Annotated in this window: 17 protein-coding genes; 8 read left to right on the forward strand and 9 right to left on the reverse strand. The window is 57.7% G+C overall.

Annotated elements, in window-relative coordinates; genetic code table 11:
* Nucleotides 1-389 precede the first annotated feature (389 nt).
* From galE to PHQ58_RS09240, 7 genes are all read left to right on the forward strand, one after another.
* Nucleotides 390-1,403, forward strand: a complete 1,014-nt coding sequence (galE, locus tag PHQ58_RS09210) for a UDP-glucose 4-epimerase GalE (protein ID WP_300110184.1) — start codon at nucleotides 390-392, stop codon at nucleotides 1,401-1,403.
* A gap of 15 nt (nucleotides 1,404-1,418) precedes the next feature.
* A complete protein-coding gene (gene gmd, locus PHQ58_RS09215) occupies nucleotides 1,419-2,537 on the forward strand; it encodes a GDP-mannose 4,6-dehydratase (RefSeq protein WP_300110186.1) in 1,119 nt (372 codons plus the stop codon).
* Nucleotides 2,538-2,581: 44 nt separating this feature from the next.
* Nucleotides 2,582-3,571: a GDP-L-fucose synthase gene (locus PHQ58_RS09220; RefSeq protein WP_300110189.1), complete on the forward strand. Its 990-nt coding sequence runs from the start codon at nucleotides 2,582-2,584 to the stop codon at nucleotides 3,569-3,571.
* Nucleotides 3,571-4,449, forward strand: a complete 879-nt coding sequence (locus PHQ58_RS09225; RefSeq protein WP_300110192.1) for a hypothetical protein — start codon at nucleotides 3,571-3,573, stop codon at nucleotides 4,447-4,449. The genes PHQ58_RS09220 and PHQ58_RS09225 overlap by 1 nt, the downstream gene beginning before the upstream one ends.
* Nucleotides 4,450-4,455: 6 nt before the next feature.
* The gene (locus PHQ58_RS09230) at nucleotides 4,456-5,409 is read left to right on the forward strand and encodes a cupin domain-containing protein (protein WP_300110195.1); all 954 of its coding nucleotides are present in this window, start codon (nucleotides 4,456-4,458) and stop codon (nucleotides 5,407-5,409) included.
* 71 nt (nucleotides 5,410-5,480) lie between these two features.
* Nucleotides 5,481-6,596, forward strand: a complete 1,116-nt coding sequence (locus PHQ58_RS09235; RefSeq protein WP_300110198.1) for a GNAT family N-acetyltransferase — start codon at nucleotides 5,481-5,483, stop codon at nucleotides 6,594-6,596.
* Nucleotides 6,593-7,486 carry a hypothetical protein gene (locus PHQ58_RS09240; RefSeq protein WP_300110201.1) on the forward strand — a complete coding sequence of 298 codons (894 nt, stop codon included), beginning with the start codon at nucleotides 6,593-6,595 and terminating at the stop codon, nucleotides 7,484-7,486. Before PHQ58_RS09235 ends, PHQ58_RS09240 begins: the two co-directional genes overlap by 4 nt.
* Before the next feature lie 15 nt (nucleotides 7,487-7,501).
* On the opposite strand, the gene PHQ58_RS09245 is transcribed toward PHQ58_RS09240, so the two are convergent.
* The 9 genes from PHQ58_RS09245 to PHQ58_RS09285 all read right to left on the reverse strand — a co-directional run bounded on the left by PHQ58_RS09245 (nucleotide 7,502) and on the right by PHQ58_RS09285 (nucleotide 20,654).
* The gene (locus tag PHQ58_RS09245) at nucleotides 7,502-8,929 is read right to left on the reverse strand and encodes a lipopolysaccharide biosynthesis protein (RefSeq protein ID WP_300110204.1); all 1,428 of its coding nucleotides are present in this window, start codon (nucleotides 8,927-8,929) and stop codon (nucleotides 7,502-7,504) included.
* Nucleotides 8,923-11,679 carry a glycosyltransferase gene (locus PHQ58_RS09250; protein WP_300110207.1) on the reverse strand — a complete coding sequence of 919 codons (2,757 nt, stop codon included), beginning with the start codon at nucleotides 11,677-11,679 and terminating at the stop codon, nucleotides 8,923-8,925. Before PHQ58_RS09250 ends, PHQ58_RS09245 begins: the two co-directional genes overlap by 7 nt.
* Nucleotides 11,679-12,281, reverse strand: coding sequence for a hypothetical protein (locus PHQ58_RS09255; RefSeq protein ID WP_300110210.1), 603 nt, complete (start codon nucleotides 12,279-12,281; stop codon nucleotides 11,679-11,681). Before PHQ58_RS09255 ends, PHQ58_RS09250 begins: the two co-directional genes overlap by 1 nt.
* On the reverse strand, nucleotides 12,265-14,328 hold the full coding sequence (locus PHQ58_RS09260) for a WecB/TagA/CpsF family glycosyltransferase (protein ID WP_300110213.1): 2,064 nt from the start codon (nucleotides 14,326-14,328) through the stop codon (nucleotides 12,265-12,267). Before PHQ58_RS09260 ends, PHQ58_RS09255 begins: the two co-directional genes overlap by 17 nt.
* On the reverse strand, nucleotides 14,325-15,602 hold the full coding sequence (locus PHQ58_RS09265) for a VpsF family polysaccharide biosynthesis protein (RefSeq protein ID WP_300110216.1): 1,278 nt from the start codon (nucleotides 15,600-15,602) through the stop codon (nucleotides 14,325-14,327). The genes PHQ58_RS09260 and PHQ58_RS09265 overlap by 4 nt, the downstream gene beginning before the upstream one ends.
* Nucleotides 15,603-15,612: 10 nt before the next feature.
* Nucleotides 15,613-16,794 carry a cellulase family glycosylhydrolase gene (locus tag PHQ58_RS09270; RefSeq protein ID WP_300110219.1) on the reverse strand — a complete coding sequence of 394 codons (1,182 nt, stop codon included), beginning with the start codon at nucleotides 16,792-16,794 and terminating at the stop codon, nucleotides 15,613-15,615.
* Nucleotides 16,791-18,278, reverse strand: a complete 1,488-nt coding sequence (locus tag PHQ58_RS09275; RefSeq protein ID WP_300110222.1) for a hypothetical protein — start codon at nucleotides 18,276-18,278, stop codon at nucleotides 16,791-16,793. The genes PHQ58_RS09270 and PHQ58_RS09275 overlap by 4 nt, the downstream gene beginning before the upstream one ends.
* Nucleotides 18,275-18,967, reverse strand: a complete 693-nt coding sequence (locus tag PHQ58_RS09280; RefSeq protein WP_300110225.1) for a polysaccharide biosynthesis/export family protein — start codon at nucleotides 18,965-18,967, stop codon at nucleotides 18,275-18,277. The genes PHQ58_RS09275 and PHQ58_RS09280 overlap by 4 nt, the downstream gene beginning before the upstream one ends.
* A gap of 385 nt (nucleotides 18,968-19,352) precedes the next feature.
* Nucleotides 19,353-20,654 carry an FAD-binding oxidoreductase gene (locus PHQ58_RS09285; protein ID WP_300110227.1) on the reverse strand — a complete coding sequence of 434 codons (1,302 nt, stop codon included), beginning with the start codon at nucleotides 20,652-20,654 and terminating at the stop codon, nucleotides 19,353-19,355.
* A gap of 306 nt (nucleotides 20,655-20,960) precedes the next feature.
* Between PHQ58_RS09285 and PHQ58_RS09290 the strand changes: the two genes are divergently transcribed.
* Nucleotides 20,961-21,293 (forward strand): DMT family transporter (locus tag PHQ58_RS09290; RefSeq protein WP_300110501.1); only part of this gene is annotated, 333 nt, incomplete at its 3' end.

Raw genomic sequence — 21,293 nt, forward strand, 5'->3', positions numbered from 1 at the left:
GTGGTGGGTAAATTGGCCAACAATCTGCGCCGCTCATCACAAAGGCGCGGTATCACTTGGGCACTTGCTCACGCCATGCTATCCGAACTCCTGCACACCGAAACCAAGCGGCCTAATCAAAGCAACAAACTTCGAGTGCATTGGCAGCTTTACGAAGCGCTGCGAGCTTAAGATCACGCCCGTTAGGTACGAGGCGTGAGCTCATTTGTTGCCAAACTAGGGCAACTGTGGAAAAGTTGACGCAACATGTTTTTTTGCTATTTTTTATATAGCTTTATGCGCTTGATTTAAAAGGTCTAGATGGCAAAATGCTTTATAAAATAAACGGGCACTGACTTCGCCATGCCCACTTGGCTTGAATCACAAACCACTTCAGAAGAACCCACCTCATGACAATATTGGTTACCGGCGGCGCGGGCTACATCGGCTCACACACCTGCGTTGAACTGCTCAACGCAGGGCACCAGGTTACGGTGTTTGACAACTTCAGCAACAGCCAGCCAGAGGCCCTAGCGCGGGTGAAGCGCATTACCGGCAAAAAGCTGCAATTCATCCAGGGCGACATCCGTGACCGTGACGCCCTGACTGCCGCCTTGCGCCAAAGCGCAGCCACGGCCGTGATCCACTTTGCCGGGCTGAAAGCTGTGGGCGAATCGGTGACGCAGCCGTTAAGTTATTACGACAACAACGTGGTGGGCACCGTGCGCTTGCTCGAAGCCATGGCGGAATGCGACGTCAAAACGCTGGTGTTCAGCTCGTCTGCCACGGTTTATGGCGACCCGCAATACCTGCCGCTGACCGAAGACCACCCACTCTCAAGCACCAACCCCTACGGGCAGACCAAGCTGGTGATCGAAAACATGCTGCGTGACCTGTACACCAGCGACGACAGCTGGCGCATCGGCATCCTGCGCTATTTCAACCCTGTAGGCGCCCATGCCAGCGGCCTGATTGGCGAAGACCCGCAAGGTTTGCCCAACAACCTGATGCCTTTTGTTGCGCAAGTGGCCGTGGGTCGGCGTGAATTCCTGAACGTGTGGGGCAACGACTACCCCACGCCTGATGGCACTGGCGTGCGGGACTACATCCACGTGGTTGACCTGGCATTGGGCCACTTGGCAGCACTCAAACGCCTGCAAACCCAAACCCAATGTGTGGCGGTGAACCTGGGCACGGGTGTGGGCTACAGCGTGCTGGACATGGTGGGTGCCTTTGAACAAGCCAGCGGTAAACCAGTTGCCTTCAAAATTTCACCCCGACGCCCCGGCGACATTGCCGCCTGTTATGCAGACCCAGCCCATGCCAAGGCCCTGCTGGGCTGGCAAGCCGAGCGCAACCTGCAAACCATGTGCCAGGACGCTTGGCGCTGGCAGAGCAACAACCCCAACGGCTACGGTCACTGATTTGACCCAAAAACCATGACCAAAAAAATTGCACTCATCACCGGCATCACAGGCCAGGACGGCTCTTACCTGGCCGATCTGTTGCTCAAAAAAGGTTACGAAGTACACGGCATCAAACGCCGCGCGAGCAGCTTCAACACCGACCGCATCGACCACCTGTACCAAGACCCCCATGTGTCGGCGCGCAACTTCGTGCTGCACTACGGTGACCTGACCGACAGCAGCAACCTGATCCGCATCATCCAATTGGTGCAGCCCGACGAAATCTACAACCTGGGTGCCATGAGCCACGTGGCCGTGAGCTTTGAGAGCCCCGAATACACCGCCGATGCCGACGGCATGGGCGCGTTGCGCCTGCTGGAAGCCATTCGCATCCTGGGTCTGGAGAAGAAAACCCGCTTTTATCAAGCCAGCACCAGTGAGTTGTATGGCCTGGTGCAAGAAACCCCCCAGCGTGAAACCACCCCGTTTTACCCGCGCAGCCCGTATGCCGTGGCCAAGATGTATGCCTACTGGATCACGGTGAACTACCGCGAGGCCTACGGCATGTATGCCTGCAACGGCATCTTGTTCAACCACGAAAGCCCGCTGCGTGGTGAAACCTTTGTCACCCGCAAGATCACCCGCGCGGTGTCGCGCATTGCTCTTGGCCTGCAAGACTGCCTGTACCTGGGCAACATGAGCGCCCTGCGCGACTGGGGTCATGCGCGTGACTATGTCGAAATGCAATGGCTGATGCTGCAGCAAGACAAGCCTGATGACTTTGTCATTGCCACCGGCGTTCAATACAGCGTGCGCCAGTTTGTCGAGTTTGCCGCTGAAGAACTTGGTATTGCCCTGACCTGGACCGGTGAAGGCGCGCAAGAAATCGGCACCGTGAGCGCCGTGACCGGCAAAGAGGCCAAATGCAAGGTGGGCGATGTGATCGTCAAGGTCGATCCCCGGTACTACCGTCCCACCGAGGTGGAAACTCTGCTGGGTGACCCCACCAAGGCCAAAGAGAAGCTGGGCTGGGTACCTACAACCACCCTGAAAGAACTGGTGGCCGAGATGGTGCAAGCCGACTACGCAACAGCCAAGCGTGATGCCTTGGTCAAGCTGGCCGGGTTTCAGACCTTTGACCACCACGAATAACCGGCATTGCCAGCGCAGCGAGGTCATCCATCTCATCTATGCACATGAACAAAAACGCAAAAATCTACATTGCCGGCCACCGCGGGCTGGTGGGCAGCGCCATTGTGCGCAACCTCACCTCTGCGGGGTTCACCAACCTGCTGGTTCGCACGCATGCCGAGCTAGACCTGACCAGCCAGGCCGCCACCGCGACCTTCTTTGAGGCTGAAAAGCCAGACTACGTCTTTCTGGCCGCCGCCAAGGTCGGTGGCATTCTGGCCAACAACATCTACCCCGCTGAATTCATTCGTGACAACCTGGTGATTCAGGCAAACATCATCCATGCGGCTTTTCTGAACCAGGTTAAACGCCTGATGTTTTTGGGGTCGAGCTGCATTTATCCCAAATTGGCGCCGCAGCCGATGAAGGAAGAGTACCTGTTGACTGGCCCGCTGGAGCCGACCAACCGCCCTTACGCCTTGGCCAAGATTGCTGGCATTGAGATGTGCTGGAGCTACAACCGCCAGTACGGCACCCAGTATTTGGCGGCGATGCCGACCAACCTGTATGGCCCGGGTGACAACTACCACCCTGAGAACAGCCATGTGATTCCGGCGCTGATCCGCAAGTTTCATGAGGCCAAGGTGGCCAACGCACCCACCGTCGCGGTCTGGGGCACCGGCACACCCAAGCGCGAATTCATGTACAGCGAGGACATGGCCGACGCCTGTGTGTACCTGATGAACCTGGCAGACGATCAATACACCAGCTTGCTAGGCAGTGATGAGTCCAAGACCGGACGCTTCGAGCCACCACTGATCAACATTGGCGTGGGCCATGATGTGACGATCAAGACACTGGCAGAAACCGTGCAGCAGGTGGTGGGCTACGCCGGTAGCATTGTGTTTGATCCGACCAAGCCAGATGGCACGCCGCGAAAGTTGATGGATGTAGCGTTGTTAAGCCGTACCGGATGGACAGCCAGAACCGGGTTTGTGGATGGCTTGGGCGTGGCTTATGCAGAATTTTTGGCCAGCGCCGAAAAGGTACAGTGATGCGCAACGCGATTCGTTCCGGCTTGGTCAAGCGGCTGCTGCTGACAGCCACCCTGTCATTGACCTCGTGGTCAGCCATGGCGCTGACGGTAGGCGTATTGCATTGGAAAACCAACCCCGGCCAGCCACCCGTGGCCGAGATTGGCCTCAGCGACAAAAACCCGATTGACCCAGGATCGATTCGCGTCAGCATTGCCACTCCAGCAGCTTACAGCGTAGCAGGCCTGAGCTATTTCGCAGGGCTTGCAGACGCGCTGATCACCGCACAAGCGACGGCCAGCGGCGCAGCGGGGGCCATGGGGGCACCAGGCCATCCGGTGTTGCGTCTGGAGCGCCTGCCACCCAACACCCCGCCTTTCGACCTGCTGATTGTGGTGAGCGACCGTGCCGCCTTGACCTTGACTGAATTTCGCATCGACCGGCCCGATCTCACACACGACGTGCCGCCTTCACGCGTGGGCACGCGTGCGGCCATACTGGCCAAACAAGCCAAACCGCAGCCCACGCTGCCCCCGGGCGTTAAAGCCTCTCAGGAGGTTGAAGGACCGGCCCATGCGGCTCTGCTGGCCTGGTCGCAGGCCTGGAGTCAGCGTGATGTGACGGCCTATCTGGCGGCCTACACCCCCGACTATGCGGGCAACCCTGCCCAGGCCTCACACCAAGTGTGGGCAGATCAGCGGCGCGAGCGCATTGAGGCACGCACCCACATTTCAGTCGAACTGAAAAAAATTGAGCTGGTGCGCCAAGGTAACACCGTCATCGCCAACTTTGTGCAACGCTACACCAGTGACGGCCCGTCCGACCGACTGCATAAACGCGTGGTGCTGGTACATAAAGACGGCCGCTGGCTGATCCAGAACGAACTTGTTGTGAAGTAAAGCACCATGACCACCGCAAACATTACCAACCCTGTTTTTCCCAGCTGGAAACTGGAATACGCCGAAGGCTGGAACAAGCGGCCCATGCACTTGCAGCATACCCTGCATCAGCACCCGCTGTTCAGTCTGGCGGCACTGGCCAGCCTGATCAAAGACTACCCGCGCGAGAACTACGCACTGATCCACACCAGCCGCGGCGGCGATGGGGAGCGCCGTTGGCGTGAAGGTGACATGGCGGGCGCGTCGGGCCAGCAAGTGATGGACACCATTGCCAACGGCAGCATGTGGCTGAACCTGCGTGACATCGGGCGCTACCACTCGCGCTACGGTGACCTTCTCAACGCGGCGTATACCGAACTCACCGGGCATATTCCAGGCTTTGACCCAACCTCGATGAAGATGGGCATTCTGATATCGTCACCCAATGCACAGGTGCACTACCACTGTGATTTACCGGGGCAATTGCTGTGGCAGATCAGCGGACGCAAGCGGGTCTATGTGTATGCGCCGCAGCCTCCCTTTCTGGAAGCACAGGCGCTGGAGGACATTGCGCTGTCGGGGTTTGAATTCAAGCTGAACTACCGCCCGGAGTTTGACGCGCAGGCCCAGATCCTTGAGCTAGAACCTGGCGACATGCTGACCTGGCCACTGAATTCACCGCACCGCATCGACAACCACGACTGCCTGAACATTTCCGTAACCACCGAACATTGGACCGACGCGAACCGGCGCTCACAAAAAATGAACCTGGCCAACGCTGTGCTACGCCAACGCCTGGGCTGGACCCCGCACAGCCGTGCCATCAGTGGGCCTGGCTACCTGGCCAAAAGCGCCTTGCAAGCGGCCTGGCGACGCAGCCCCTGGGCAGCAAGCACGCAGCGCGCCCACCGGCCGATTGAATTCCGTTTGGCATCCAATGAACCCGGCGGCATGGTGGATGTCATGCCACCAGCGAAATGACCCAAACCCATCAATCAATCAACTATGTTGTTGATATCGACACCTCGCTTGAGCCCTTTTTGGAACGGTGGGTGGCTTTAGCGACTGACGATGTCTCTCCTTTTCATGCCCAGCCCTGGCTTCGCGCCTGGTACGCCACACTGGGCAACAGCGCTGGTTTTCAGCCTTTGCTGGTCGGGGTGCGCAGCGCCGATACGGGCGCAGATGTCATGCTGCTGCCTTTGTCCACATGGCATCGTGCCGGTTTGTCGTTTGTCGGGTTTGCAGATGCCAGCGTGGTGGACTACACCTCTCCCCTGGTGTCGGTAGCCTGGGCGGGCGACATTGACCAAACCAACAGCGCTGCGGTGAAACACTGTGCTCAACGCTTGTGGCAAGCGGTTCGCCAGGCACTCCATGGTTATGACGTTTTTCGAATCGACAAAATGCTCGAAAAACCATTGGATGAAAGTCTGGTGCGTGTCAACCCGCTCATGCTGGCATTGGGTTCACGGCTACAGGATTGCGAGATGTTTGGCAACCAGTTTCACACCGGCGACGATTGGGATGTTTGGCGCTTTTCACTTGATAAACGGGTGCGTAAAGAGTTTGAACGCTCGTGGCGCGTGTTCACGCGCAGTGACCAGGCACGTTTTGAATGCATCACAGAACCACAGGCAGCGCTGCAGCTTTTTGAGCAACTGGAACACCAGCAATCCCAGCGCATGGACCAGCTTGACCACGCCTATGTATTGGACCAGCCAGCGTTTCGTGCCTTTTATCACCAAGCGCTAGCGGGTGGCCTAGCCGATGGCAGCGTGGTACTGACCGCCTTGCGTGATGGCGAGGACGTGGTTGCTGCCCAGTTTGGCATCGCCAACCGCCACCGCTACATTGCCTTGCGCTTGAGCACCGGCGGCGACCCATGGAAAGCCTGTTCACCCGGACGGCTGCTGTGCGAACGCACAGCCGAGCACTTGCATGCACAGGCCCTGCGCTGGTTTGATTTTGGTATTGGTGACTATCGACACAAGCAATCGTTTGGGGTTAGTCACATCGCGCTCTTTGATGGCTGTGAAGCACTGTCCTGGCGCGGCTTGCCCGTAGCTTGGGGCTGGCGACTTCGTCGAATGCTAAAACGGCAGCGCTGGATTGTGAAGCTTTGGCGCTATCTGAAAAAAGAATCCCATCGGCAGGCTGACGCATGACAACTTCACGCCTTGAAACCAAGGCCCTGCGTTCACGCGGCTACGAATTGGAACCCCTGCTGCCTGAACGCTGGCCCATCGCGCTGGAGATGTTGCAGCGCAGCTATCCGCTTACCCCCACCGCGTGGTGGAACGCGGGCTATACCCGCCTGATGGCCGTGCCGCCCAATGATGATCACAGCCCCATTGGCGTGCTCATGCATGGACCACGCGGAATCGCTGGCGTGAGCTTGCTGTTTGGCAGCAGACGAGGTCTGGGCAACACAGTACAAAACCATGTCAATGCATCCAGTTGGGCCATCGAGCCCACTGACCGCATGCAGGCCTTGTGGATGGCCAAGCAAACCCTGAGTGACCCTAAGACGGTCTATACCGCACTGACACCCATCCCGCAAGCGCTGCGCATTTTGCAGCGCTTGGGTTTTCGAGCCGTGAGCAGTCAGCGGGTGCTGGTCATTACACCTTTACAGGTGCGCCATAAAGCGCCAATGGTTCGCATACTGGATACCAACGAGACCTTGCAGGCTTTCAAGGATTCACTGTTATTACGCGCCCTGCATGACCACGCCCGCCTGGGTTGCTTGGTATGCGCCATAGCGCTACCTGACCGCCTGGTACCACTGGTAATGCGCACCCGTCGGCAATCCCGGTTGATTCCACTGGCCGAGGTCGTTTATTCGCCTTCGGTGGCCGATATCACGGCTGCGATCGGGCCGCTTTCACGCTTTCTGTTACGTCAAGGCGTGGCCTTACTGCAGTTTGAAGCTCATGAGGATGCTCAGATCGAGGTCTCCTGCACGCGGCTGTTTAGTCGCCGCTTTGCCAGCGGACCCTACCGGCCTGAGGGAATTGACCACCTCTACTCTGAGCTGGTGTACTTACAGAACTGAGGCAGAGCCTCTGACTCAAGTTTGTCGTGAGGCACGAAGCTGGAGCAGCTGGGGCGCAAACAACACCGTTGATGCTAGCGCATAGGCAAACATCCCCACCGCGGTGCCCATCAACAATCCAACCAGGCTAACCTGCACGCCCCACCATGCGATAACCACTGCCATGACCACCGTGGCCAATAGCACTTTGCCTGTTTCCAGCCAAGGCCAGCGAAAACCCTGCCTAGTATGGGCCCAATACATGCTCAGCCCCAGCGTCAAAAACGAGCCCAAAGCCTGCCCAATAACCGCCCCGTGCAAACCATAAAAGAACAAACCAAACAGTGACGCCAGGACACACGCCACAATTTCAACCACATCAATGATGGCCACCATTTTGAGCCGCCGTTCCAGCACCATGAACTGGTCGGTGACGTGCATGTGCAGGTTGCGCAACGTGCCAGCCAATACCGACAACCCAAGCAATTCAATGGTGGTTTGACGGTATTCAGCAGCCACGGCCAACGACACCAAGGCCGGACCAAGCAATTGCAACGCCGCCGTAACGGGCACCAGCACGGCCAGCATCAGCACGGCATTGACCCGCAATTGAGCAACGGCTTCGTCACGTCGGCCTTCGTTGAGCAAGCGTGCCGCCAGCGGAAAAGCGGCAGTGGCCACCAGCATGCTGGCGACAGCCGCACAGCGTCGGCCCAACGACCATCCCACAATCATCAAGCCCAGCGCTGCCGCACCCGACTGCCATTGCACCAAGTAGCGAATGTAGTTCTCAGCCACCCAGCCCAACACCCCCAAGCCCAAGACTGGCCCACCAAAACTGAGTGCCGCTCGCAGCAATTGAGAATCAGGCCTGGCAAACCGCCAATGCATGCCAAGCATCGGCAAAGCCAGCAAAGTGCCAAGGGCCTGAGCAGCGGCATAAGAAGCCAAAAGCACCAACGCCGAAGCCTCCACATATTGAAATGCCAGCCAGCCCAAGCCCAGCCCCCCCAAGGGGCCAGCCACTTGCAACAAGCTGTAGGCAAGAAAAGCCGACTGGGCGCGGGCGCGCTCGCCATAGTGGGTATTGACTGCCCGGGTAGCAAAAAACAGACCAATAACCAGGCTTGAGAGCCACAGCGACCGACCGTCGTGCAGACTCCAGGCGGTGAACACGGCAATCGCCATGGCACCGATCAAACTCACGGCAACCACGGCGTTTTCTGCGCCAAGGTAACGCTGGCGGGCGACCACATCCGAATCAGGCGGCAAGTAGCGCAGTGCGTAGACCGAAAACCACCCCAGGCAGACGGTGAAGGCAATTTCTTGCGTGACACTCACCAAGGTAAACAGACCCATTTCGGACGGTACCAGCCAATGCGTCCACAGGATCATGGACACCAGTTGCGCGGCCGGTGACAGCAGTTGAGCCGGCAGGTATTTGAGGGTGTGACTGATCAGCATGCTGCAGTTCCTGACTGGCGGCGTTTGAACACGTCAATGTAGCGTGCACAAGCGGCCGTCTGGGTATAACCAACTGCTGCCGCGCGCGCCCCAGGTGTTGGCACAGGGTTTGCCAGCACGTCGGCAATGGCAATCGCCATCGCTGCGACATCGCCAACAGGCACCAGCGTTCCCAGTCGACCACCCTCAAGGATTTCACGCGGCCCCACCGGGCAGTCGGTGCTGACCACAGGCGTACCACAAGCCATGGCCTCAACCAGCACATTGCCAAAACCTTCGTATTGCGAAGCCAACACAAACACCGCCGCATGGCGCATCCAGGCCAATGGCGTTGCAGTGCGTCCAGGCAGGCGCACAACGTCACTGAGTTCAAGTTCCGCCACCAATGATTCGAGCCGCTGGCGATCAGGCCCCTCACCAGCCAACAATAACCTTGCTGAAGGGTGATAACGATGAATCTTCGCAAACGCGTGCACCAAAGTCACCAAGCCTTTTTCAGGGCTCAAGCGCCCCACGCTCAACACCACTTGCAGGGATTCATCTCTGAGCCAATGATCGGTAGGCGGCAGCGCCATCTCGGCTTCATAGTTCGCTGACAGCACCGGGTTACTGATGACCTGCGGGGCCACGCTCGGCCCCAACAGGTGCTGCAAATCATCACGCACGCCGCCTGACACCGCAACCACCGCATGCGCCCGCCGATAGGCCCACCTCACCAAGGGCGGAAGTAAGCGGTAGCGCAAAGTGCCCTGCTGTTCAATCTGCAATGACAAAGGTGCATGCTCGGTGACCACACAGGCGCAGTCCTCCCGCGACAAGACCCTGGAGGCAACTGCCGCCACGTTGGTGTGCGGAAATGCACTCAATAAAAAATCAGGCCGGCGTTGGCGCAACAACTTCGCCAATTGCCATACGGCCGCCACAGTGCCTCCACAGCTCAAGTCAAACAGGGTGACGTTTTTGGATACTTCCAACTCGGAACCAGCTAATGAATTTACCACCAGGTCGACCTGCAAGCCCGCGGCGGCAAAGCCTTCAGCCAGGCGCAACATGGAAATTTCACCTCCACCTGTGCGCAGGTTGGGCACATAGACGAGCACATGACATGTCGCAGTCTGATCACCGGCCCCACCAAAGTGAGGTGACATGCCCGTCACTCGCTTGGGTGCCAGGCGATGGCACAGGTTGCGCCACAACGCAATCAGGTTGATGCCGTGACGCTTGCCGTCCACCAGCGTGCGTTCACCCCAGGCGTTCAGCGTGTGCAAGCCATGCGGGCATGGGCCCTGCAGATCTGGCATCAAGGTGCGCACAAAAACCTCACTGAATGTGAGTGGCGTGAGTTCGGTGATCCGGTGGATCACCACGGCCGCCCCATAGGTCTGCAAGCAGTCTTGTGCTGGGCGATAAAGGTTACCGTTGTGCTGAAAGACACCCCCAGCCATGCGGGCACCGGCAATATCGACCTTGACCGGGTTATTGGCATGGGGCAACCATGGACCCTCAAGCTGATCAGCGTAGGCCAAACAAAGGTTGTCAAAATTGCCCATGTCAACATTGGTGTAAGCCAGCCAAAAGCGCCCCTCCCAGACAAACAAGGCCGGGTCTGCGGCAGCCACATCCTGCAAAAGTACGAACAACGGGTGCCAAAGACCAGCAGCGTCCACCTCATACAGCAGACATTCACGAGAAGCGATCGTTTCGGCAACACCCAACCGTCTGCCACTGATCTCGAAAACGTTTGGAAACGAGACGTGCTCACCGCAGTGGACGGGCAGGCGAACGCGCTGACAAACATGGTCCATCGCATCAAGGCGCAACACCTCAAGCGTGCCTACGCCGGTGTGCTCATCAAAAAACTCGCAAACGAAACGGTCAGGCTCACCAGGTAGTCCAAAGGGGTCGGCCCAGTAGCCTTTTGCAGCTTCCTGGGTCAACCAACGCACGGGTGGCATTGGCGAATTGTTAAGCAAGGTATGAATCGGTGCGTTGATCACACCAACGCGCCAATATTCACTAAACAGACGCGCCTTCTGTCGGTTCAAAAATGCACTTGCACGGCCTTTCAGACCGGCCCACAAGGGGTATGGCACGGGCAGAGTCGGCGTCGTACCATCCTTGAGCAGACCCTTAGGGCAAGCTACACGCCGCCCGGACTGTTGCGCCGCCCCAACCGTCAAATCCTGCGCCGCTTGCTGAACCAACCGCAGCACGGCATGCGGCAAGGCTTCCAGTGCACGCCCATAGTCTGCAGTGGTGCCCAGACGCAGACTGCACTGCGAAATACATTGGCCATCCAGCGATGACACTTGGTTAAGCATCAAATGCAAACCCCTGCCACCGCAGATCGCCGCCAGCAAGGGGAATTGCGGACAAAGCGGCAGGCCAAGCCCGTCTGTGAGGGTCCACTGAAGAGCTACCGAATTTTGCGTTTTTGGCGCCCACAGACCGACATCCAGTGCCAGAGTGGCATCACACCCCCCGCTAGCCCGAGCCTGCCAAACCGCCAAGCGTTGGTTTGCAGCACGATCAGGGGTCCAGGGCGCCAGCGCCCGAATGCGGGCTCGCCAAAGTCTGGAAAACCAGGACATGTCAGGCGGGGCTATTTGGGCTGGTAGCCGTGCCACTTGCAGCACCACACCGTCCAAATCGTCCAGATCAAGCAGCAGCTTGCCAATCCATTGCGGTATGTCACCCGGCCGCAAAAGAACACAAAGGCGCAGAACGCCAGACGCAAAAGGAAGCGGCATCAAAGCCAACGGTAGACCCGCTTTGGCAAGTAAAACCGTCGCCGGTTTAGCACGGTGCCGAGCACCGTTGCTTTCACCGCATGCAAACTGGCAATCAAATTTTCTGCCACGGGAGCACGGGTCTTTTCAGCCTCAATCACCACCACCACGCCGTCGCAATGCGGGGCGGTCATCAAACCCAAGCGGGACACCGACGCTGCGGGTAAGTCCAGCACCACTTCATCAAAGCGACTGCGAAGGTCTTGCCAGAGACTGTCAACAGCCAACAACTCCCACAACACATCACCTGCTTTCGGTCCGCCAAGAGAGCCAAAAAAGCCACTGCCGGCCAGTGGCTGCAAACAAGGCTCAAGGGCCTGACCCGCCACCAATGCGGGCAGTACGCCAGGAGTTGAAGGTCCTTGTTCCGAGGCACTTAGCAGCAACACACGCCTGCGCAGGTGTGAAATCACCGTGGTGGCGTAAGCCCGCGCGAGCGTGCTCGTACCCTCCCCGCTGCCACTGGCAATGAAACCAATGATTCGACCGCCTGGTTGATTCAACTGGGCATCGACGCGAGTTACCAAATCTTCAATCTGACGTAGTTCAAGGCTTGTAGTCATGGTCTTTTTGAATATCAGGAGTAGGAATGATCTGCAGGCGACGAGCCACATGGCACAAGGCCTCCCAAGCACTCATCATCAGAAAAATGGAGTTGGAAAACAGGTAGCGACGCCATAGGCGCCGCGGATTTGACATCAGGCGGTGCAGCCACTCCAGACCGTAGTCACTCATCCAGTTCGGAGCCCGAGCAGAAATACCTGCATGAAAATCAAAAGCCGCCCCCACACCCAACATCACGGCGGGTACGCGGCCACGGTGTGTCGCCAGCCAATACTCTTGTTTGGGACAGCCCAGGCCGACAAACAGCAGGCCAACTCCGGCACGGGAGATGTCACCACAAACGGCAACGTCTTCAGCCGCAGTCAAATCCCGAAACGGCGGAGAATGCGCATAGGCAATCTCCAGTTTTGGAAAAGCGGCATGCAGCTTAGTGCTCAGCGTGGCCAGCGTTTGCTCACTGGAGCCGTACAGCCCAATCTTGACGCCATGTGCCTGAGCCTCGCCACACAGTCGCCACATCGTCCCCGGGCCATCTACCCGCTGCTGCGTGGGATTGCTTTTTTTTCGCAGCGTCCAGGCAACCGGTGCACCGTCCGGCGCTGCCAAGTCAGCGCTAAGCAGAGCCATCCGGTGGCGTTCATCAAACCGCGCAGCAACGACCGAGTGCACATTACAAAAACACACGGTTCGCGACTCTTGCGCGCTTGCCCAGGACATCAAACGCGCACTGACCGCGGCCGGGTCAAGCACGTCGATTGGCACACCAACCACCAAACTGCGCTGACGTGCTGGCAAATCAACAGCAGGCCTTGCCTGCACACCCATTCGTACGTGTGCGTATGCCTCGCCCAAGGCACGGTAATTGGCATAGGCTTGAATTAAAACTTTGCCAGGCTGGTAGGCCTCGACTGCTGCTTGGGTTGGCGCGCCGCGCCACTGATTGGCATGATCGAGCACATCGGCAAGGGCAACTGCCAATGCATCTTCGCTGCGTGAATTCGCAATTGCGCCATTCACACCCGGCAGCACAACGCGGCGCACCTCGCCGACATCAGTGACAGCAGCCGGCAGGCCACACCCCAGAGCTTCCAGCAGGGCCATGGGCATGCCTTCATAAGCCGACGAAAGAGCATAGACATCAGCGGCCCTTAGCAAATCAGCGATTTCTGCTGGCGGGCGCAAGCCAACAAAATGCACAAAAGCAGTCAAACCCACTGTGGCAACATCGCGCATCAAATCTGCCCGCAACACGCCGTCGCCCACAACCAACCAAGCGACAGGACGTCCTTGCGCACGAAGCCGGGCAAAGGCGGCCAGCATCAACATCGGGTCTTTTTGGATGTCCAGCCGACCCACCGTAACAATCCATTGCGACTGCTCATCCAACTGGTAAGCCTGTGAGGCGCGCTGCCGAAGCACCTGACGCGCATCGTCATCGACACAATTAAACACATCGGCATCCACCCAGGTCGGGATGAAACGAATGTTTTTGGCCTGCAAAGGAAAGCGTTCGCGAAGGGTTTGCACACCTGATTCACGAACACACCATGCGCTTGCAAAACTCTCAAACGCAAGCCGTTCGATGGTTTTGTAAACAGCTGGCAAGCGTTTCCACAAATTGTCAGAATGGGTCGACTCAATGGTACTCGGATCGTTATGGAAATAAGCGTTTTTGGGCCGCTGGTCGGACATGAACAACAAACTGGGTTCAGGCCGATGAAAGTCAAACACATCAAAACCGCTGTACAACGCAGCACGATGCCACCAGGTGCCTAAGGAAAACCGTACCGACAGAGGGACTCTGCTGCGCCCGCCAGCGTTACCAACCGTCACGACGGGAAAAAATTTGAAATTGCGTTCACCCAAGCGGCACTGGGTCCAGCGTCCCGCTGGGCGGGCTTGCGGGTCAGTGGTCATGCCAACCAGGCTAAATTCAAGGTCAGGCGGTGCCCATTTGATCAGCCCACGCAGGAAGGTGTCTATCCCGCCCGGAACAACCCCCATCGGGTCTGCTGGATAAAAAATACGCACGTGCACCGTGGTCATCGCACACTCCAAATTTGTCTGTTGGAGGTGACTGGGCGAAACGCCACCCCACCCAAAATAACCAGCACCAGTAACATCAATGACACCGTCTTGGAAGCCAAGGTATTGGCAGTGGACGCCACCAGCAAATAAAGCAATACTGCAATGCGCATAGGCGGCGTGGCGGCTCTAAGCAAGACAAGCATCAAACAGGTGAGTCCAATCAGGAAGGGAACAAAGCCAATCACGCCGAATTGCATGAACAGGTAAATCCAGAAGTTCTCGATCGCTTCGTAGTTTGGGTCAAGCCCCATCCGCAGCGAGATGTGGTCAATCTGGGCTGGGGCGACGCCCATCCACAGGTCAATATCAGACAAATAGCCAAAGGCATCCCAGACGCGCATTCGCACGCTGGCACTGGAGTCGATCTTCAAATTGTTGAAAATTCGGCTGCCCAGGCCGGTCGCGGCAACAACCCCGATCATGCTGGTGAGCGCCAGCATCAAAGCTAGGCTTCCGCCCGTAAGTTGCAGGTAACTGACGCGACCACGCACCACACTGACCAAGACACGCCAGGCGGCGTAAGCGCCATACAGCAACACCGCAAGGACAACGCTGGTTCGCCCACCAAAAGCCAGCAGCGAGAGCATCAAAGTGCCGACAAAGACCAGCTTCCAGAATCTTGACCATGGCAGCAAAGTCACCGCAGGCAACAGCGCTGCGGTGATCAAGGCGTTGTGCAAAGGGTGACCGAGAAATGCTGACGCACGAAAGTACTCCTCGGCAACGATGTCACTGCGCCCCACATGCAAGGGGGTAAGCCGCTGGGGCGTCAGCGCCTCGCCAACGGCAAGCAGCGCATTGCAAGCCAGCAACACCAGCACCATCTGAACGATTTGGCGCTGTCGGCGGGCATCCAGCAAATCCAGCGTGAACGCCACGATTGCAGGTGTCCAAAGTGACTCGATGATGAATGCCGCACCCGATGTGCCGTGACGAAAGACCGCCCACACAAACACACCCAACATGCAGGCCAGGTAGGCCGTCAGGAGCGGCTGACGCGAAAATTGATTGCCAAGTACCCGGAGCGGATTCCCATGACTGGACAGTGCCGTGAACCAGGCCAAAAAAAGGCAATAGGTCCCAGGATGCAGTTTTGCAATCGCTGGCCCATAAGGCGCGTCGTAGGGAATACCCAGCCGCAGCAACATCGATGCAGACAAAAGCATGTACGCCGACACCGCTGTCACCAGCAGCACCCAGGCCATCGTTCGAGAGGGGGATTCGGCTCGCACGTTCCTGCCTTCAGCGACCAGCGCTCTTCAAACCAAGTGCACGTGCAGCTTCTGGCTCCAGCGTGCGCATGCCGGTCTTGTTGAGCTGTGTTGACTCTACTGCAATGCCAAAAATATCGGTGTAGTCCCAAAGGGTCCAGCCTATGCCATTGGCTTCGAGGGCACTGCGAACGTCATTGATCCAACGGTAGCGCGATGGCACATCGACATTGGCGCGAATGGCGCCAAACTCGTTACAAAACACCCGAACGCCATGGCTTTTTGCATATTGCCCGGCTGCATCGATGTCAGTAAGGATACGTTGCGGACCCCAATCCTCATTGATGTACTGCGCCATCTCCTTGGCGGCCCTGGGGTGCGGCTGGTTCAGTCGGGCCGGCGCTGCAGCCTGAAACTGCGACGGATACCGCACGCCACGGTACAGGCCAGCGGTGGTGTAGCGGGTGTCGAGCCAATGGGCCCCTTGGTGGGTAAACAGAAAAGGATCGTAGTAATGAAAGACATATCCTACCGCTGGGTCTTGGACCAAAGGCTGGCGAACCAGCCCTTTCAAGCTCCCCCCTTCATTGCCACTGAGGAGCACCAAGTGTCGCGGTGCATGGGCGCGCAGAGCCTGCAACAAACGCCGTCGCAGTCCAGGCCAGCGCGACGCATGCCAACCGTAATATTGCGGCTCGTTGAAGAGCTCAAATGCAACGCGCGCCGCTGGCAGGTCAGCAAACGCGCGCGCCAATTGAGACCAAAGGTTTACCAAAGCTTCTTCAGCTGCCGTGTTGTTTTCGATGTGCTGCTTGGTAGCAGGCTCCAGGTGCAAGTCGACCACGACGTCTAAGCCAGCAACCAGTGCTTGCTCAATGGCCAGCCGCAAAGCGGGCAAGAAGCGCAGCATTGAACCGGGCTCAGCACGCCAACCGCCTACGACGGGGTCGACCGGGATGCGCACATGATCCAGACCCAATTGCTGAAGCATGCGCAGTTCATTCAAAGCAACAGCTTGCCCCTGCTCGTATTCAAACCAGTGCGTAAGGTTGATACCGCGTTGCAACTTCGGCACAGCAGGAGCCGTTTCGGCCAATGTCGCAACCCCCGAAAGTGCACCCACCAGTGCAGTGCTTGCGCCGGCAAGACAACGCAAGGCAGCTCGGCGGTCAACACTTTGTTTGACGCGCCAGAACGGGTGGGTAGAAATCACGGCTTGGCCTCAGGTATGGCAGCCAGCATGGGCAAGCCCAACCGACGCTCTACCTGGGCAGGGGTTAAAAAGGTGTCGCGCAGCAAAGCGCTGAGGAAAGCCGTCAACAGCGCCGCGCACAAACTTAAAAAGAGGCCCACCATCAAAATTACCGGCTGCATCGACTTGCCCTCCAGCGGCACCACCGGCGCCTGAACGATGCTCACGTTTGAGCGACGTTTGCGATCAAGCTCTTCAAGAGCTTGTTCATCCCGTAGGCGCTTGGCCGCCGCATCGTAGTTAACCTCGGCAAAACGGCGCTCGCGCTCAAGCGCAGGGAGCTCAATTTCGGTGGCCGCAAAAGCAGCAAGACGTTTGTCAATGGCGGTTTGTTGGTTGACCAAGGTCGATTTACCTGCGCGCGCCTGCTCGACATCAGCCAAAGTACGCAGCAAGTCAGACTCGACGACATCACGTGCTGGGCTGCGCCCAGTCCGCACCGTTTTGGTTGGTTTTGCCTCCAGATCATGAATGAACGCGTTGGCCTGTGCAATGTCCGCCCGAACGTCTTGCACAGTCAAATTATTGTCTTGAAATTTGTCACTCAAGTCGCGCTCTTTCAACTTCAAATCCAGCAACAATTTGCGCGCGCTCTCCAAGGCATCGCTACGCTGCGTCTCGCTTGTCAGCGTCACATCGCCCAGCAAGCCGGTAAGGCTGTCTCTGAGTGATGACGAACGGGCATTTGCCTGCGCCAGCGCCAGCGCCGTGTCAGCCTGACGCAACTCAAGGGCGTTTCGCTGTGCCAGCAGCAGGCTTTGTTCTTCACCAAACGCCCGAATATTACGTTGACTCTTCAGCGCCGCCAGTTTGGCCTCGGCCGCATTGAGTTGCAGGGTGCGGGTCACAAAATCGGCCTCGGCCGTGCCGTAGGCAGCCGACGCAAAAATGAGGCTGCGCCGCTGCAAATAAGCGTCAATCACCTGGTTCAACACTTTGGCCGCGAGCTCGGGGTTGCCATGGGTGAAGCTGACTTGCATCAGGTTGGAGCCCTTCAGTAACTCGGCGTCTAGCGCGCGCTCAAACGCAAGCAGCGCTGTATTGCGCTGCTTGCCCGGGTCTGTGGCATCAATGCCTGGGTAAACCTGAGCAACCCCCAACTTGTCCAGCACACTCATCTTGATTTCGCGGCTGGTCAGTATCTTGGCCTCGGCCAACAAGGTCTGCTCCCGGTCATAGGCAATGGGCGTGCCCGTGTTGGTGTCGCCAACTTCAGGCGTGTAGACATACTCGCGGCCCAGTCTGAGCAGCAAGGCAGCATCAGAGGTGTATTTTTTTGATGGCACAAAAGACACCACCACTGTTAACGCAAAACACAACAGAAAGGCACTGCCAATACGCCTGCTGTCCTTGAAAAATACCGTTAATACCTCCAACAACGCTGTACCTTGGTGCTCATAGGCTGGTGCATTCACAAAGCCCACTGGATCAAGACGAGTTGTCATTGAATCGCCCCGTTCTTGTTGATCGTGTAACTGAACCCCAGGCTGAACGGCAAGACGCGCTTGATGTATTGGTCGACCCACAGGCCAAGATCGGCAATGCCACTGCGCGGCACGACTACCACGTCGTAGGCTTGCAACAACACATCCTGCGACAAATCGGTCCCATTCATGGCCGCAGCAAGGTCAACCCGCAAGACAACGCGGGCACCAGCTTCCCCGCGGCGCAGCACAATCACATCACGGGGCTGAGCACTGTCCTTCAGGCCTTCTGCCACTGTCACGGCCTGCAACGCTGTGAGTGGCCCGCGCAAAGGCTGGACCCCTGGGCGAATCACCTCGCCGCCAACAAAAACCCGTTGTGCAGAGCCACTTTGAACATTAACGATCACCTGGGGACGGCGCACATGAACCGCCATCAGCCGCTCAACTCGCTCGGTCAACCCAGACATCGTCAGGCCATCGACCTCCAGTTCGCCGACCAGTGGCAATGACACCCGTCCGTCGGCACGCACGGTGACTACGGTATTGAGCTCTGGCAGATAGAAAAACCGAAAGCTCAATTCGTCGTTGATGCTGACACGATAGACCGGCTCCGTGGGCGATGGCAACGCCTCAGAGGCCCACACACTCGACACCACAGCCAATATGAACGCCAGAGGAAACCAAAGAAAATGTCGCAAAAAATACATGCTGGGTGGGTGCTGGAGTATTGAATTTCAGTCGGGCAAATTTATAGAAATTGGCTTAGATGTATCTAAATGTTAACTTATGGGCATGGCGCAATCAAAACCCCAACCTCCAAGAAAATGCCACATCGCGTGATGTAACTAACGAATCATCCAGCTACTTATCTTGATGCGGCAAGCGGCCGTGTCGAAGCGCCGTGTCTGTCAGTTCTTCCGGGACGGGCAACAAGATCAGCGCATTGAAATCGTGCCGGTGTCAAATTAAGTTGTGTGTGCACATATGCCAATAGAAGCAGCCAATATAAATATTATTTAAATAGCATATTACGCTTACTTTATAAGGGCTACAGCCTAATTAGCCATATATTTCCGTGACTAACACCCGGCCTCAAAATGCATCGCGCAGCCGGTGGTACAGCATGCCAAGCACCAAACTTGGCGTGCGCAGCCAAGGTCCACCCGGAAAACTTCGGTGCTGCAATTTGGCAAACAGATCAAATCGTTCTGCCTGACCCGCCACCGCTTGTGCCACGAGTTGCCCGGCCAGGCCGGTGAGCGCCACACCGTGGCCGCTGAAACCCTGCAGGTAATACACATTGCTGCCAAGCCGCCCAAAATCAGGCGCGCGGTTCATGCTGATGTCGACAAAACCGCCCCAGACGTGGTCCACCGGAACATTTTTCAGCTGCGGAAAAATCGCCCCCATGCGTTGTGCCATCACGGCCTTGAGGTTTGGCGGCGTGCGCGTGGAGTAGCTCACTCGTCCACCAAACAACATGCGGTGATCGGCACTAAAGCGGAAGTAATCCAGGATGAAATTGTTGTCACACACAGCCGCGTTGCTAGGGATCAGTTGCCGGCACAACGCCTCAGACAAGGGTGCCGTGCTGATCATGTAAGTACCCACCGGCATGATGCGCGGTGTCAGTTCAGGCGCTACTTTCGGGCCGTATTCCGGCAAGGTGCAGTTGCCCGCCAACACGGCAAACCTGGCGCTGACGCTGCCCTGTGTGGTGCGTGCCCTCACCAGGGTGCCCCGCTCCAGCGCGGTCACGGCAGATTTCTCGTAAATTTTCACCCCCAACGACTGCGCCGCCCGCACCAGCCCCAGACCATATTTAAGTGGATGCAAATGCCCTGAGACGGGCTCGAACGCCGCTGCGCAGTAACGCGGGCTCTGAATATAGCGCTGCACCTCAGCACCATTGACAAAGTCATGGGCGAAGCCATGGTCGCGCTGCATGGCCTCGCAATCTTGTGCCAATGCACGGGCCTTGCGCGGTGAATCAGCCACATACAGGTAACCTTTGACGTGGTCGCAGGCTATGTCAAACTCACGAATGCGCTCAGCAATCAGGTCGATCGACTGCATCGACATGTCCCACGCCAAACGCGCTGCAGCTTTACCCAGTTGTTGCTCAAACGGTGCCTGCCCGCTGGCAAACCCGGCAATCGCCTGGCCACCGTTGCGCCCGGATGCGCCACTGCAGACCCGGTCAGCCTCTAGTACCACCACCTCGTAGCCGCGCCGCGCGAGTTCAATCGCGGCCGACAAACCGGCATAACCTGCGCCAACCACCAGCACATCAGCTTGAACGTCACCCTGCAAAGGGGCTCCGAGTTCCGGGCGCTGCACGCTGGCCTCGTAGTAACTTGTTTGATTAAGTTGGGTGTCTGAGTCAAGAAGCATGGACGGCTCCAGTGGATTCATTTATTCATTGGGCAACGATGCAGGTGCGCACTGGACATAGGCAAATCGTCAGAGCGTCATCGTGGTTCCCAATTTGATTTGTTGCTGCCATGGTAACCCTGTGCCAGTGCGCCAGTTTGACGGCGCAAAGGGTGTCATTGCGCGCTAGCCGTAGGCAAGCTGCAGGCCTGTTTCAGGCATGATGCAAGCCGTGAAAAACTCAAACGCCACACCTTGAACCAAGCCGCTGCGCCCGACACACCTGCCCCGCCACGCTGGCTGGCTTATTTTCTATTGGGCTTAAGCATGGCGCTGGTTGGCAGCTATGTGGCCTTGAGCAAGCCGCTGGTGGCAGCGCTGCCAGTGTTTTTGCTGGCGTGGCTGCGTTTTGGCATGGGGGCTTTAGCCATGCCGCACTGGTTACGCAAACCCATCAGCGAGCCGCCCATGAGCAGTGGCACCAAGCGACTGATCTTTTTGGAGTCTTTTTTAGGCAATTTCTTGTTCACCGTGTGCATGCTGTTTGGCGTGAGCCTGACCACGGCGGTGTCGGCGGGTGTCATCATGGCGGCGATTCCAACCATGGTGGCGCTTTTGAGTTGGGTGTTTTTGCGCGAGCGCATTGGCCTTCGGGTGTGG

Source organism: Rhodoferax sp. (genome assembly GCF_028688795.1).
Taxonomy (GTDB): Bacteria; Pseudomonadota; Gammaproteobacteria; order Burkholderiales; family Burkholderiaceae_C; genus Rhodoferax.